The following is a 14,494-nucleotide window of genomic DNA, read 5'->3' on the forward strand; positions in this document are numbered from 1 at the left end:
CCACCGATTTGGACGCAATGGTGGGGGAGAGGATATGCAGCGGGGCCCGCCGTTCAGCGGTCAAGCAGCATGCAATTTCAACGCTAGCGCGCCCGCAGAATATCTGTGTCCCGCAGGATGCGCGCCGCCTGCAAGGCCAGCAACACCGTACCGAAATTCAACGCACCGGCAAGCGCAAAGGGCAGCGGCGCAGATAGGCCGATGAGAATACCCGCGGCCATGGTGCCGCCGAGGTTCCCGAACGTCCATGCCGCCTCGGTGATGGCGGTAAGTCGCCCTTGCTCTTGTCCCTCACCCGATACGCGCACGAGCGACGGCATCAGCGAGGCAAGCCACTGACCCCCCAGGCTCGTGAAAATTGCCGATACGGCGAGCAACAGGGCATTGTCCACGAACAGGGCGCAGCCAAACGGGCCGAGGGCGAGCGTGAGACTGCTCGCTATTACCGGAATAGCTCTGCCAATGCGATCGGAGAGCCAGCCAACCACAAGACCGGTGGACCCCGTAACCAACGCGCTGACGGTGGCATATAGGGCAACCGCCGTCACCGAGTCTGTCAGGCGGAAAATGAGCAGTGGAAGCAGCACCGAACTCGTGCCAAGCCACCACGTCGGCAGAAACCGAATCCCAATGAGACGCAATATGAGCGGTCGCCGCCACAACACCTGGTAGGAGCGCAACATCTCCCAGGCGGACAGCGTTTGCACCTGTTCCAACCGGATTTGCGGTAGGAAAAACACGCCGAAGAACACGAGCAGCAGATTCCCCACCAGCATCCCGATGCCCAACGTGCGAAAGCTAAACTGATCGGCAATTGGGCCTGCCGCCGCGTTGCCCAGCGCGCTGCCAATTGTCGGCCCGGCAAAGTAGAGCGCCCCCATCAAGCCCATACTCCCCAGCGGCGCTACCAGGGCAAGATAGGCGCGTGAAGACGTGGTGCGCAACGTAAAAAGCGCGCCGTACAGGATTGCCAAGAAGACGAGCAGACGGGTGTCGGACACCATGAACATGAGCCCGCCAATGCTCACCGCCGTCATTCCCAGCAGCAAGAGATACTTCGCTCCAACGCGGTCCGCCAACATGCCGCCAATGAAGAGAATGGCGATGCGCACGAGGTTTTGGAGCGAGAAGAGCGTGGAGGTCAGGATCGGCGATCCGCCGAGCACTTTCTCGACGTACACGGGAAAAAGCGAGCGTCCGGGCGTGCCCAGTGTGGCGTTGAGGAAGAAGATCGCCAGGAAGAGAATGAGCGGCTTGAGGTACCGGTGTTCCGAAAGAGGTGAGCGTTGAGCGGGGTTGTCAGTTGCGGCCATGCGCCTGTGTCATTCGTGAGTTGGATGTGCAAACATGTGATTGTTGGGTTATGTGAAGCCGAAACCGTGTACACGGGCCAAAGCTACACGCCGCTCGCATGTAGCGCGGGGCGGCACGGTACACGCCGAACCTTCCCCGCGTGTCTACACGCCGCTCGCATGTAGCGCGGGGGCTTGTCCCTCGCCCGTGTGACATACTCTCTCGTAGCGCGGGGGCTTGTCCCCCGCCTCCGCCATCCGCAGGTTGCAAACTTGCGCTACCGGGAACTCCGGTATCTTACGGTGCCTAGTAGCCTTGGGGCTTGTCCCCCGCCTCCGCCGTCCGCAGGTTTCAAACCTGTCCTGAGCACTTCGGCAGGCTCAGCACAGGCTCTGTCGAAGGGCCTGCGCTACCGGGAACTCCGGAATTTTATGGTGTCTAGTAGCGCGGGGGCTTGTCCCCCGCCCGTGTGACATGCTCTCTCGTAGCGCGGGGGCTTGTCCCCCGCCTCCGCCGACCGCAAGTTGCAAACCTGTCCTGAGCCTGTCGAAGGGCCTGCGCTACCGGGTATTCCGGAATTCTACGGTGCCTAGTAGCCCGGGGGATTCTCTCCCGCCTGTGGCATCCGCAGGTTACAAACCTGCGCTACCGGATCAATACGGTGCCTATCCCGTTCCGGTATCCGACACAAGCGCGTGTCCCCCGGCCTCCGGGCATGGGGCGTGCACAACGGTTACCGAAACGCTCTGCGCGACGGTCTGTGTGTGGCGGCAAGACCATCCTATAGGGCTATTTCCACAGGATCGCCGTTTTGCTGCAGCGATTCATAGATCGCCCAGGTAACGGCCAGAGCGATGCGCGCATCCTCGGCGCTGGCCTGCACCGGCTCTTCGCCCCGGATCGCCCGTATCGCGTGCTGCGTTAGGAGCAACTGGCTGTCACCGCCGTAGGGACCGAATTCTTCGCTCGCTCCGCCCTCCCGCAGGATCTTGAAGCCATCCCGGGGACGGCTCGGCGTCAACGCGCCCTGGGGGCCGAGAATGTCGTCAATCCGTCCCTGCGGTTGCACGCCCGGCGGCAAGCCCCACGAGATGCTGAACGCGGCCAGGTCGCCGCTGCCGTATTCCAACGCAACCGTGGCCGTATCCGGCGCCTTGTTTGCGAAGTGGGCGATTTCCGGCCGGTCTTTGGCAAGCGTGAAGCCGTGGGCGCTCACCCGCACCGGATTCGTGCCCGTGAGCCAGCGCCAGTAGTCAAAGTAGTGGGTCATGAAGTCGTTGAGCGGGCCGCCGTTGCCGCGGTCCATGTCGTGCATAGCCAGCTTGGGGCGAATGTGAGTGGCCGAGTGCATGCGGAACATGACCGGGCTGCCCAGGGCACGATCTCGCATCGCCTGTCGCACGGCTGCGGGCGCGTCGCCGAAGCGGCTTTGAAAGTTTATGACGAACACGACGCCTGTTGCGTTCAAAGTCGCGATCATCCGGTCGGCCTGGTCCAGCCGCATGGCGATCGGCTTTTCGCTCAGCATGTGCTTGCCGTGCTCGGCGGCGAAGATCGTCACCTCTTCGTGGTAGAAAGCCGGTGTACAAATAGAGACCACATCGATGTCATCGCGCTGTACCGCTTCCCGATAGTCGGTGAAGACGAGTGGCGCTTCAAATGCTGCCGCCAACTCCTGAGCGCGGTCTTCCAGCACGTCCACGACTGCCGCCACTTCCGCCTCTCCGGACGCCGCCCAGGCTGTGGCGTGGGCATTTCCCCGCGCGCCGGTGCCGACTATGCAGACGCGCAATCTGTCGTTGGCCATGTCTTGTGTACTCCTCAATAGGGGGCAGGTTCGCTCGAAATCTCAGCACCAAATGACTTTCTGGGCGTGGTGCTCACCTACCCCTCAATGACGTCACTCTTGCCATTAGACTGAATGAAAGTTCGAAAGCTGTCAACGACCAAGTGCACCAACAAGGCAGTTCCAGAATCTAAATCGCAATGAATTAGGAAAGATCATCTCGATGCGCACGCCAATAGAAGACAATGTCAACTGTGGATGGTGGTACATTAGATAATTGAACAGTATCATAATCCAGCGCACTGATTTCAAGTGAGATGCTAGCAAGTCTCGCTCACTCAGAGTAGATCGACGAGAAAGCCAAATTACCCAGGAGGTATCGGAGAATTGAACGGAGAACGCTACAAAAAAGATCTTGATGCTCTGATCGCAAAAGGTGGACAGTTGCAGAACGCAATTCAGTACGAGTGCTATCCCGATGAGTTTACGAGTACTGCCGAAGCGTCATTGGGAGATCAAACGAAAGGATTCATCGACTCACTTCCGTCGTTCAAAGAGGAGTATCAGCCCTGGTACTCCGAGGCAAAGGCCTTAGTCCGGCAACTCTTACCAGATAGGCTCTCTGATTTCACCCGGTACTACGAAAAGCCAAAATCGCGTAGGGACATAACACATGAGAACTACACAATCGAGGACTACCTCCAGGGACTCAATATCACTGTTGGAGCGGGGGTAACGCTTAGTAAAATTGTGGGGCCAGATGCTGCAATCCCGAGCTTCAACCAGCAGATTAGCATCGTAAAGTCGATACAAGAGAGCTTCCGAAGTTCTCTGTTCAAGGTTCGTCAACTCGCTCAAGCTGATCTCTTCGACTCTGAGCTCGATGCAGCCAGGGAACTCGCCAAGACTCAGTTCCACAGGGCGGCGGGAGCAGTTGCCGGAGTAGTTCTGGAGAAGCATCTTAAGGAGGTCTGTGACAATCACAGCATCAAGGTTCGCAAGAATGCCAAAATCTCCAACATGAACGATGATCTGAAAGACGCCAACGTTGTCGACACCCATGAATGGCGCTTCATTCAACACTTGGCCGACCTACGACATCTGTGTGCCCACGACAGAAAAAAGGAGCCAACAGCGGATCAGATCGAAGACCTCTTGGCAGGAGTGGCAAAAGTAACCATGACTATCTTTTGACGAAAGCCTTACTTCCTAGCATCCAGAGGTCCGAATAATTCACCAGCGCGGCCGCATGGGCAGCCAGCTCGGATCGCGTTCCTGCATAGCGGAAACGTCGTCTCTGGCCGCTGCCGCGTTTTCAAGGTAGCGCTCGTGGGCCTCCTGCAGGCGGTCTTCATCCACTTCCACACCCAGCCCCGGGTCCTCCGGCACGGGAAACGCCCCGTCCACGAATTGCAGCGGCCCGCCGGCCACGATGTCGTCGTCCTCATTCCACGGGTAGTGCGTGTCCGACGCGTAGATGAGATTCGGCGCCGCGGCCGCCCAGTGCGTCATGGCCGCCAGCGAGATGCCGGTGTGGTTGTTGCTGTGCTGGGAGACACCGAGCCGGAACGTCTCGCAGATCTTGGCCAGTTGCAACGATGCCAGCATGCCGCCCCAGTGGTGGTGATCGCCCAGCACCACCTGCACGGCGTCCATCTCAACGGACGGGGCGATGTGCGAAAAAGCCGTCACGACCATATTCGTCGACAGAGGAATAGGCGTGGCCTGCGCCACGGCTGCCATGCCCGCCAAGTCCGGCGCCGGGTCCTCCAAGTATTCCAGGTCCAATTCCTCCACCCAGCCGGCAAAGCGGATGCTCGTCTCCACCGACCAGATGGCGTTCGGGTCGATGCGCAGTTCATGGTTTGGGAAACGGGTGCGGAGTTGGTGCATGGTCTCGGCTTCCACTTCGGGCGGCAGCACACCGCCCTTGAGCTTGAGCGTCTGGAAGCCGTAGCGTTCTACAAACGTCTCCGCCTGCTCCACGAGCTGCTCCGGACTCATGGCCTCGCCCCACTCGTCGTCGCCCTCGTATTTGTAGAAGAGATACGCCGAATAGGGAACGGTGTCGCGCACCTTGCCGCCGAGCACATCGCAGACGGGCCGCCCGGTTTCCTTGCCCAGCAGGTCGAGCATGGCGGTCTCGTACGCGGCAAAGACCGGCGGATTGTTGATGAGGATGCGCGTCCGGTTAAACTGTGCCGGGTCCTGGTCTTGCACAATGGATGCGGCGCTCTGCAGCTTCCTTACCATCTCATCGCCGCCATAGGTCTCGCCCCAGCCCACGCAGCCGTCGTCCGTGGTGAGACGCACGATCACGCGCAGCGCCACGGGCTCGTGCACGCCCCACGAATTACGTAACGGGGGATCGCTAATGGCGATGGGAATTACATCTACGTCAACGATGCGCATGGGTTATTACTCCTTTTGCAGACTTCATGCTCTTGCGTCGATGGTTCGAAGCATCCACATCGATAGGCTGTGGCGCCGGTAGCGTGGGTTTGCAACCTGCGCGATATTCATGTGACGTGGGGTAATCCCGCTAATCCACCGAATTGAGCACAGGTTACAAACCTATGCTACCGCTTACTCCAACCGTCAACTCAAAGCCGCCACAAGACGGCAGCTTTCGATAGGATACCGTAGCGCGGGGGCTTGTCCCCCGCTAGCGTATCACTGCGCGGAGTGTGTGAAGAGAAGATGAGCTCCCGCATGCGCGGGAATGACGGTCGCCTCTCCACTCCCATCTTCGTAGCGCGGGGGCTTGTCCCCCGCTAGCATATCACTGCGCGGAGCGTGTGAAGAGAAGATGGATTCCCGCGCATGCGGGAATGACGGTCGCTTCCCCACTCCCATCTTCGTAGCGCGGGGGCTTGTCCCCCGCCTCTTCGCTTGCTATGCAAACTCCGTATCGAGCAAGGCACTGCGATCGCACTAAAGCACTGACGACAAATCTACCCGCTCGCCGGTCTCGCCGGATTGCTTCGCCGCCACGAGCATTGCAATAATCTCCAGCATCTCCTCGTGGGGGATAGGGTTCTCCCGGGTCTGTATCATGCGCACCACATTGCGCATCTGTTCGGCGTAGAAGAAGTTGGCGTCGCGCACGGCGATTTCCGCGCTGCCCTCGGTGCCGTAGACGTTGAGCAGGAACCCGTAACGGGCGGAGCGAATGATCTGCATAGTGACGGCACGGCCGTCCGTGTAACGCACGTGGACGAGGTCGAATTCATCCGTGTACTCGTTGCGCACCCACGCGATGCCGGGCCCCATCACCGTGTAGAAGAGTTCCGCCGCGTGGATGCCGTAGTAGACGAGCTCGTTCGGGCCGGTGGCCACGGCGACCCGCGCCTCGCCTACCAGTTCCTTCTCATTGGCCTTGAAGTCAATGACTTCCCGTGCGAAACGGAGCGCCGACGACGACATGAGCGGTGTGTTGTGGGCCTGCGCCAGCCGCACCATCTCCTTGGCGTGATCGATGCCAAGCGCAAAGGGCTTATCCACGAACGTCGGCACGCCGGCCTCAAGATAGGGCCGCGCCAATTCCAGATGGGTATCGCCCGGGTCTTCCAGCACGAGCACGCCATCGGCCTTCCCGATCGCTGCTGTCGGCTCGTCGAGCACAGTCTCCAGATCATGTTCGGCCACGAATTCTTCGGCTGCCGCACGGTCGCGATCCCAGAGCATGGAGATACGCGCCACACCGTTCAGCCCTACTCCATTTGGATTCTCCTTGTTGATCAGCTCTGAGAATGAACGGGGATGCTGCGGGCTAAGTCCGATAATGGCGAGATTGAGCATGGAGTGCTTCCTTTCACACGTTTAGTCTGATTCCGAGATGCTACCTATGGATGGGCCTATGATACTGTACTGTGTCCGTCTGTGGGGAGCTTTCAATGCGGCGAGCCGCTTAAGTTGCCCGCCTTCGGCAAGCCAACATCTGGCACATCAGGGCTAGGGTCTGCCGCCGCCTTCGCTCAGTTTCAGGATCAAGGAATCGCCTGGCAAGTCGTATGAACTACAACGAATAGCCAAGCTACACCATCTTGGTGCTCTGCAAGAGCCACATGCGGGAATGGGTGTCGAGGTGCGTGATCTCTCAGCGTTCATTGCTATCTTCTCTAGCGAACTGCAATGGATTCCGAGAATGGAGAGCAGCCGGCTTTGTTGCATGCCCTGATCTTGTAGGCGGTAGCTCGAAAGGCACCATAGACTACATTTGGAGTTCGATCCATGTAACTGACCTGAGGAGCGCTAACTTCCGAGTCGAAGCGAAACGAGTTGGGATCACTAACAGTGCCTTGGTATACTTCGTAGTAGGTTGCCCCTTTCACCGTATCCCAATTCACTCTTGCAAAGTCATGGTGTAGTGGAATGCGGACCTTCTCCCCCTTGACGCCAGTGGTTCTGAGCGGCGATTCGACTGGCCCATCTGACTCCGTAAGCCCTCCCGATTCATCAGATACAGGCGAGCAACCGTTGTCGTTGCAGACATGTACCCTATAGAAGTAGATGGTACTTGGGTGCAAACCTTCGTCAACATACGGGGGACGGTTGAGATTCGACGCTACAGGTTGGTATTCACTTTCTCGCGTTCTCCTGCTCACCTGATAGGAGTGATCCTGCAACTGGTAAGAGAATGGCACAAAAGCAGCGTTCCTATAGCCGTCGTTTTCTGAGCACACTGCGTTGTAGCAGGCCGTGACCCAGTATCGGACATCGTGGGTGTAGCTACCGCCCTGGAATGCATGCCACTGAACCGTCATCGAATGAGCGCTCCTGTCGATGACTCTCACACCATTTGGCTGAGGGGGGATCGGACGTGGTTCGTGGGTGTAGGCGGTTCCGACCACATTCCCATCCAGCTCCACGATGCAATCTCTAAGATCAGGGCAACCTGTATAGATCTTGTAATGAGCGGCACCTGGCACAGAATTCCAGGTGATCCGTATCGATGACTCAGCTTGGACAGCATGCACATCATCAGGGAAGGGCGGTGGCGGCTGGGCCGGGGTGTCACTGTCGATCTCCGAGCAACCGGAACTGTTGCAAGCAACAACCCAATAGTGTCTGCCGAATCCTTGCTGGGTGAGAATGTAGTTAGGTTGCTGAATGCCGCTTGCAAGTTCCTGGCAAATGAAGGGCCGACCATCGAGCAGTCTACAATCTGGGAGCGTTGGGGAGTGAAAGACGGTATAGGATTCCGCACCAGCCGAGGCATCCCATTTGAGCACCTTGTCCGCCCCCACATACCCATAGCGCTGGTTCGCGGGAGTCTGGGGCGGCCCGCCGAAGGGCCCACAGCAAGTCAAGACCAGAGGGAGCAGAATCGCCAAGAGCAGGATGGCGAGACCCCGCAGTCTTAACGAAGAGGCGCCAACGTAACAAATGCCTGTTTCGCCAGCCATGATCGGCGTCTCCTCTGCTCTAGAGACAGAAATCCTTGCTATTGCACCATCCGTACACTTTGCCATTGTGCCGGATCCTACTTACGAAACATACTTCAAGAGTGATTTAGACAATTGCCAGTCCGTCCCATCATGTACTGGCCATGCAGAGAGGGCCCATACGAAACGATTGTACGCAGTCTCTTGCAGGAAGCCAATTGTGCCTACCGCAAGGCGGCGATTGCCCGGAACCGGCATCGGCATTGCGGGCGACGCGGTGCGGCGCCCAGCTGCGTCACCCCCAATAGGTGCCCGCTCTCGCTTCGTCAGTCTTGGGAACTCGCCCGCCCATAGACTGACACATGGGCGCCGCTCTGCGCAGTGAACGGCGCACGTTGCCAATCGCCCCACCGCTCGCGCAGACGGAGCCCGGCGAGGCGCGCCATCAGGTCCAGTTCTGACGGCCATACGTAGCGCAATCGTCCGGGATACATGCGGATGCCGTCTTCCGTCAGATGCAGGTGGCGGAAGTCCACTATCTGGTTTACAGCGTCGTGGATCGAAACGTCAAGCCGGACCGAGTCCACGTCAGGCAGGCTCGCGCGCAGGTGTTGGTTCTCGTCATACCGGGAAATGTCCGGGACAAAGGCGTGGACCAGGAAGACGCCGGACTCATCGAGATGAGACGCCACACTTGCAAAGCACCTGACTTGGTCTTCCTGGGAGGAAAGCATCAGGAAGGTGTTGTTGATGACGAAGACGAGTGAGAAGCTGCCCGCGACCGCAACGTCCGCGAAGTCGCCGCTGGTCACCGGCAATGCCGCTCCGCCTTCCTTGTCTCGCAGCCTTGCGACCATTGCATGGGAAGCCTCTATCCCGTGTACCGCTACACCGCGCGCCGCCAGGGGCAGCGCGTACGTCCCGGTCCCAATCCCGAGCTCAAGCGCCCGGCCGCCTGCCGCGAATTCTTCTAGTACGTCGACTCGTTTCGACACGTTAGCCGGTCGGTAGAACTCGTCGTAGACGTTGGCGATGCGGTCTCCATACGTTGCAGCCGAATACTCTTTCACAACATTTTCCTCTCTTCGCGAACACACGAGCTAGATGCCCAACAAAACAAAAGACCTCCCATGCATGGGAGGCCGTGATGACTCATTTCTTGAGTGTACGGTCGCTACGTCCTCCCCAATACGCATAGCCGCGGCAGCGGTGCCGCCGCGGCGCTGGCGTTAATCGGGAAGTTGCAGACCGCAGATAACATGCCCAATGTTCTCCTATCTACTGTGGGAGTATGGCACAGTTCTAACTCTTCTGACAACCCTCAATCTTATTTGTAGAGAGAGACTCTACGCCTAGGGACTTGCCACATTGCCAAACTCCTGCTATACATACTACGTATAGTCACTCTCTCCCTTACGTAGAGGAGAGAGTCGATAGTTTGTGTAGTGCGCGCAATTGTTTAGAGGAGGCCAACCATGCGTACCTCAAGACGGCGATTACTTGGCACCGGAATCGGCTTTGCGGGCAGTGCGGTGTTGCTAGCCGCCTGCGGCACAGCGGCGGCGCCCATGGAGGATGCCCCTGAGGCAGAAGCTCCCAAGGCGGAGGAGGAAAAACCCGCGGCGGCGATGGAAGCCAGTGAGGTTGTTTACTGGTCGCTCACGTCGGCGTGGGGTTCCTTCAATGAGGAGATCGGCGCGGAGCTCGTGGCGGAGTTCAACGAGACGTTCGAGGCTTACAACGTTACCACCGTTCCCAAAACCGGCAGGGACAATCGCGACACCCTGCCAGCGGCGGTGGCCGGCGGCGCGGCGCCCGATATGGCGTTTCAAGACCGCTACATTCCCAAGACCATGGCGGTGAACGGCATTGTGCGCGACATCACGGACATGGTGAAGGTGTCATCCATCATCGACACGTCCGACATGTGGGAGCGCATTCTCAATGACGTCACCTACCGCGGCCACCACTTCGGTCTGCCGTGGTCGGCGGACGTGCGCACGTTGTTCTTGAACAACGACGCGCTGATTGAGGTGGGGCTGGATCCCGAAAGCCCGCCCGCCTCGTGGGACGATTTCCACGAAGCCATCAACCTGACTTTCAGGAAAGACGGCGCCAATATTGAACGTCTCGGCTACGTGCCGTTGTGGGGCAGCGGCGGCGCTTTGGCCGGTTGGATGATCCCCTACTGGCAGCAGGGCGGCAGCCTAACATCAGCCGACGACAGCACGTCCACCATGGACAACGAGTTGATGGTGAACGCGTTCGAGCATACGCTGCGCATGTATGAGGCGCAGGACGGCTACGACGCCATCGCGGAGTTCCGCGGCGAAATTCGCACGCAGCAGATCTTCATCGACAGCAAGCTGGCGATGTACTTCGAGATCTACGACATCCCGAATTTCCCCGACTACCGCGAGGGCTTTGCGGCGCTCAACTACGGCCTGGCAGTGGAACCGATCCCGCCCGGCGGCTCGCCCGCCACTTACGGCGGCGGCGGCTCCAAGGTGCTGCCAAATGCTTCGGCCAACCCTGAAGGCGCGTTCGCGTTCCTCGAGTGGCTCTACGACGCGCCGCAAGAGCTGCGCTTCAACGACGCCAAGGGCCGCCTGCCGGTGCAGAAAGCCATCGCGAACAGTCCCGAGTGGACCCAGGACGACCCGCTGCGCTTGCAGGCCTCTATCGAGATGGCCGGCGCGCACTGGGTGGTGACCGCTCCCGGCGGCATCGAGATCCTCGGCCTGCACGTGGCGCTGCCGCGCACCATCTACCAGGGTGAGAAGACCATCCAGGAAGCCATTGCCGAGACCAACGAGCAGACCCAGATCGTCTTGGACGAGACGCTCGCCAACTCGGTGCTGGACTTCTAGGCACTAAGGGAATACGTGGGGCAAAGTTGCTGAGGAGCGCTTTTCCTCACTTTTGCGAATTGAAGGAAAAGGGCAACCCGTGTGGTTGCCCTTTTCCTTAGTTGTGGGGGTGCGGAGGTGAGTGGATGGCAGGCATTAGTGTTGCATGGACAAGCGAGCCGCGTGGCAAGGAAGGGCAGTCCTCGGCGATTGCCCTTCCCTTTCTTGCTTCAAGGTGGGTTCGCTACCTGTACCTGATAGCCTGTCAGAACGGGAGGTTTCGCGGTTTTAGCACCCAGCATCTTGTGTGGCTGAACGGCGCTGGGATAGCGGCCGGATTCGCATCGAGGAGCAGTGACGATCATCTGCGGTAGTGGATGACGCCGACGACAGGCGGCCACTCCGGGATTCCCAACTCGTCGTACCTCAATAGTCGGGCTACCTTGAACGCGAGTGCGTCGCGGTCTAGGAGCGCGAGCGGCGCGCCTCCGCGCATGAACTCTCCCGGCAGCCAGATTGTGCCTTCCGTATCCCACGACCACAGCATGGTGGTTCCGGCCGCCGAACTGTGGCGCACGAAGAGCGCGGTCAGGAGCCCCATGAAGGTTAGGTGAACGCCGTCCCACTGCGTGGCAACGCGAGCCCAGTCCGGCACCAGCGTGCCGACCCCGGCCGGGCTATTGGGATCCTGATTGACGCGCGGAAAGGAAACGCAGAAGGCGTGCCAGTCGGCGGGGCCGGATATCTCGCAGACGCGGGCGGACGCGTCGATCTCGGCCACGAATCTGCGGTGCGTCTCTACCATCCCCCAGTCGCCGACGCCCAATGGGATAACGGTGTCGAGGCACGCATGCCCACCGCTGAGCGTGGAGGTGATGCGCCATTCCCTGGGACGTTGCGCGTAATCCTCCCAGCGGAAAGCCGGCTTGGGCGCCGCCGCGCGGGCGGACGCTCGCTTGAATATGCGCTGTATGCGCTCCCAAATGGGGTGAGGCGGCGCCGCGGGGGCGGAGGTCGGGTAGGTCGTCTCGTCAATCATGAGCACCTGCCGGGTCGGGTCCATCGGAGCAGTCCACCAGCGGCTTTGCGGATGTGTCACCACCGCGCGCGCCAGGCTTGCCAAGTCCGCGCCGCGTGAAAGCGCGGCCGCAACGGTTCGTTCGAAATCCGCCGCCCATGGATTGAGGGCGTTCAAGGCGACCGCGGCGCGCGCGAACGCCTGCGGCGGCGTGACGGCGATGTCAGTGGGAACCTGATCCCGCTCGATAGTCAGCAAGAAAGCGCAGCCCACCGGGCAGCGCAGCAACTGAGCAGCCAAGTCGTCGGTCCGGGATTCCATTGAGCACTGTTCCTTGCCGCTTAACGACTGCCCCTGCGCAGTCACCCTCTGCTACGCCCAGGCGGCAGCCTCTCAGAACCAAGCATAGCATACTAACCGCTTCCTTCTTCCCTTGACAGCTAGCCGCGAATACGCTGTACTGTAGCCACGTTTCGTTAGACGTTTGTTGAAACTTTGGGAGGATTTGCGATGACAGACAATGGCAAGCTTGGGGTCGGTGTGGTCGGCATCGGCTGGGTATCGCACCAGCACATCGATACCCTGGTCAAGAACCCGCATACGGAGATTGTCGGTCTCTGCAGCGGTAGCCTGGAAAACGCGCAGAACGCCAAGGAAGAGCACGGGTTGAGCAACGCCCACTGCTACAACGACTACGAGCAGATGCTGAAGCAGGACAACCTGGACGTCATCTTCATCTGCTCCACCAACGAGAAGCACGTGGACCAAGCGATAGCGGGCGCGGAGGCCGGCAATCACCTGCTCATCGAGAAGCCCGCCGCGCTGAGTTGGGAAGGCCTGAAATCCATCGCGGCAGCCGTGGACAAGGCCGGCGTGGTAGCGTGCGAGGGCTTTGAGCTGCACTGGAGCCCTTACTTCCTGATCGTGCACAAGCTCATCAAGGCCAACGCCTTCGGCAACATCTTCTACGGCGAGTGCGACTACTTCAGCGCCAACTGGCCGCAGTGGTACGTCGGTTACAACTGGGTGAAGACCCGCGAGCAGGGCGGTTCCGCGCTGGCAGCCGCCGGTTGCCACGCCGTGGACGCGCTGCTCCAGTTCATGCCCGGCGAGGTCGATCACGTGGTGGGCCATTGGGGCAACTTCACGAAGACGTTCGATTGGGAAGGCACCGTGCTTAGCGTGATCAGCTACAAGGACGGCCGCATCGGCAAGGTCGGCTGCATCCTGGAGGGCAACAATCCTTATTCGTTCAACGTGCGCCTGCACGGCGACCGCGGCACGTTGGTGGGGAATAAGTTCCATTCGGAGACCCTCATCGGCGAGCGCATGACCGAGCAGACCGACTGGGCGACCTTCGAGACCATCATGCCGGATACGCCGGAAGTCTCGCACCACCCCTTCCAGCCGCAGACAGACCACTTCATCGACTGCATCCTGAACAATAAGAAGCCGGAAGTGGACATCAACGACGCCTTGAAGATCGACGAGGTCATCTTCGCGGCGGAACGGTCGGCCAGCCTGGGCGGCGAGCCCGTCAAGCTGCCGTTGGAATGACTTTAGTGCGTTAGCTCGCTGCTGGTAGCTGCTGGAGACCAAGCGAGCGGTCAAGCGGGTTACGCAGGGCTGAAGCGAAATCCAGGGCTTATCCAATAGCGCTGCTTTGGCTTCAGTGCGAACATGAGTAAAGCGGTGAAACGCGTCGGGGAGCTTGAAGTTCGTTTGAGTTCCCCGGCGTGTTTGCTTGTTCTGCCGGTAGAAGTCTAGTGGTTCGACACTTTTGTATTGATGGGTAGCGTAGATTCGCACGGGACGTGCACGTACGTCCCGTACGCGTAACCTGCGCCGTCTCTTGGCGCTATTGCTTACACCTACCCATCGTTACAATGTTGTTGGACCACTAGTTTGGACCACTCGTACGGAGCGGCAGAACTGAGCCCGCTCAGCGATGGTGTCGTATCCCCTCTCCTCGGGGAGAGGGTTAGGGTGAGGGGATTCTTAGCAGATCAGGTACTTCCTCTTGAGATAGGCCACACGGCAATCGGACCGGGCTTCATTGGGTCTCTTTCTCCTTACCACAGATGTGCGCACAATCACTTCTAAACTGTGTCTGACCTGTAACAGGGCGGGGCTTGACCCTGGCCAACTCTCCGCACACCAC

Annotated in this window: 10 protein-coding genes; 4 read left to right on the top strand and 6 right to left on the bottom strand. The window is 59.6% G+C overall.

Translation table 11 applies throughout. The features are described 5' to 3' along the window. Nucleotides 1–83 precede the first annotated feature (83 nt). Nucleotides 84–1,313, bottom strand: coding sequence for an MFS transporter (locus OXE05_06005; GenBank protein MCY4436872.1), 1,230 nt, complete (start codon nt 1,311–1,313; stop codon nt 84–86). A gap of 761 nt (nt 1,314–2,074) precedes the next feature. Further along, nucleotides 2,075–3,100: a Gfo/Idh/MocA family oxidoreductase gene (locus OXE05_06010; GenBank protein ID MCY4436873.1), complete on the bottom strand. Its 1,026-nt coding sequence runs from the start codon at nt 3,098–3,100 to the stop codon at nt 2,075–2,077. 366 nt (nt 3,101–3,466) lie between these two features. Between OXE05_06010 and OXE05_06015 the strand changes: the two genes are divergently transcribed. Beyond that, the gene (locus OXE05_06015) at nt 3,467–4,273 is read left to right on the top strand and encodes a hypothetical protein (GenBank protein ID MCY4436874.1); all 807 of its coding nucleotides are present in this window, start codon (nt 3,467–3,469) and stop codon (nt 4,271–4,273) included. A 39-nt stretch (nt 4,274–4,312) separates the two neighbouring features. On the opposite strand, the gene OXE05_06020 is transcribed toward OXE05_06015, so the two are convergent. Beyond that, nucleotides 4,313–5,491 carry a glucarate dehydratase gene (locus OXE05_06020; protein ID MCY4436875.1) on the bottom strand — a complete coding sequence of 393 codons (1,179 nt, stop codon included), beginning with the start codon at nt 5,489–5,491 and terminating at the stop codon, nt 4,313–4,315. A 522-nt stretch (nt 5,492–6,013) separates the two neighbouring features. Beyond that, the gene (locus OXE05_06025) at nt 6,014–6,880 is read right to left on the bottom strand and encodes a Gfo/Idh/MocA family oxidoreductase (GenBank protein MCY4436876.1); all 867 of its coding nucleotides are present in this window, start codon (nt 6,878–6,880) and stop codon (nt 6,014–6,016) included. Nucleotides 6,881–8,145: 1,265 nt separating this feature from the next. Between OXE05_06025 and OXE05_06030 the strand changes: the two genes are divergently transcribed. Beyond that, the gene (locus OXE05_06030) at nt 8,146–8,445 is read left to right on the top strand and encodes a hypothetical protein (GenBank protein MCY4436877.1); all 300 of its coding nucleotides are present in this window, start codon (nt 8,146–8,148) and stop codon (nt 8,443–8,445) included. Between the two features lie 347 nt (nt 8,446–8,792). Here OXE05_06030 and OXE05_06035 read toward each other — a convergent pair whose 3' ends face one another. Beyond that, complete coding sequence (locus OXE05_06035) at nt 8,793–9,536, bottom strand: class I SAM-dependent methyltransferase (protein MCY4436878.1); 744 nt, start codon at nt 9,534–9,536, stop codon at nt 8,793–8,795. A 405-nt stretch (nt 9,537–9,941) separates the two neighbouring features. Between OXE05_06035 and OXE05_06040 the strand changes: the two genes are divergently transcribed. Beyond that, nucleotides 9,942–11,336 (top strand): extracellular solute-binding protein, encoded by a 1,395-nt coding sequence (locus OXE05_06040; GenBank protein MCY4436879.1) that lies wholly within the window; start codon nt 9,942–9,944, stop codon nt 11,334–11,336. 340 nt (nt 11,337–11,676) lie between these two features. On the opposite strand, the gene OXE05_06045 is transcribed toward OXE05_06040, so the two are convergent. Continuing rightward, nucleotides 11,677–12,654: a hypothetical protein gene (locus OXE05_06045; GenBank protein MCY4436880.1), complete on the bottom strand. Its 978-nt coding sequence runs from the start codon at nt 12,652–12,654 to the stop codon at nt 11,677–11,679. Between the two features lie 189 nt (nt 12,655–12,843). On the opposite strand from OXE05_06045, the gene OXE05_06050 reads away from it, so the two are divergent. Continuing rightward, nucleotides 12,844–13,890 carry a Gfo/Idh/MocA family oxidoreductase gene (locus tag OXE05_06050; protein ID MCY4436881.1) on the top strand — a complete coding sequence of 349 codons (1,047 nt, stop codon included), beginning with the start codon at nt 12,844–12,846 and terminating at the stop codon, nt 13,888–13,890. Nucleotides 13,891–14,494: the final 604 nt, after the last annotated feature.

The sequence above is a fragment of the Chloroflexota bacterium genome (genome assembly GCA_026710945.1).
In the GTDB taxonomy this organism is placed as follows: Bacteria; Chloroflexota; UBA11872; order VXOZ01; family VXOZ01; genus VXOZ01.

Excerpts from the sequence above, each read along its gene's own strand:
- OXE05_06005 (MCY4436872.1), bottom strand. The coding sequence starts at position 1,313 with ATGGCCGCAACTGACAACCCCGCTCAACGCTCACCTCTTTCGGAACAC.
- OXE05_06010 (MCY4436873.1), bottom strand. The coding sequence starts at position 3,100 with ATGGCCAACGACAGATTGCGCGTCTGCATAGTCGGCACCGGCGCGCGG.
- OXE05_06020 (MCY4436875.1), bottom strand. The coding sequence starts at position 5,491 with ATGCGCATCGTTGACGTAGATGTAATTCCCATCGCCATTAGCGATCCC.
- OXE05_06025 (MCY4436876.1), bottom strand. The coding sequence starts at position 6,880 with ATGCTCAATCTCGCCATTATCGGACTTAGCCCGCAGCATCCCCGTTCA.
- OXE05_06040 (MCY4436879.1), top strand. The coding sequence starts at position 9,942 with ATGCGTACCTCAAGACGGCGATTACTTGGCACCGGAATCGGCTTTGCG.
- OXE05_06045 (MCY4436880.1), bottom strand. The coding sequence starts at position 12,654 with ATGGAATCCCGGACCGACGACTTGGCTGCTCAGTTGCTGCGCTGCCCG.
- OXE05_06050 (MCY4436881.1), top strand. The coding sequence starts at position 12,844 with ATGACAGACAATGGCAAGCTTGGGGTCGGTGTGGTCGGCATCGGCTGG.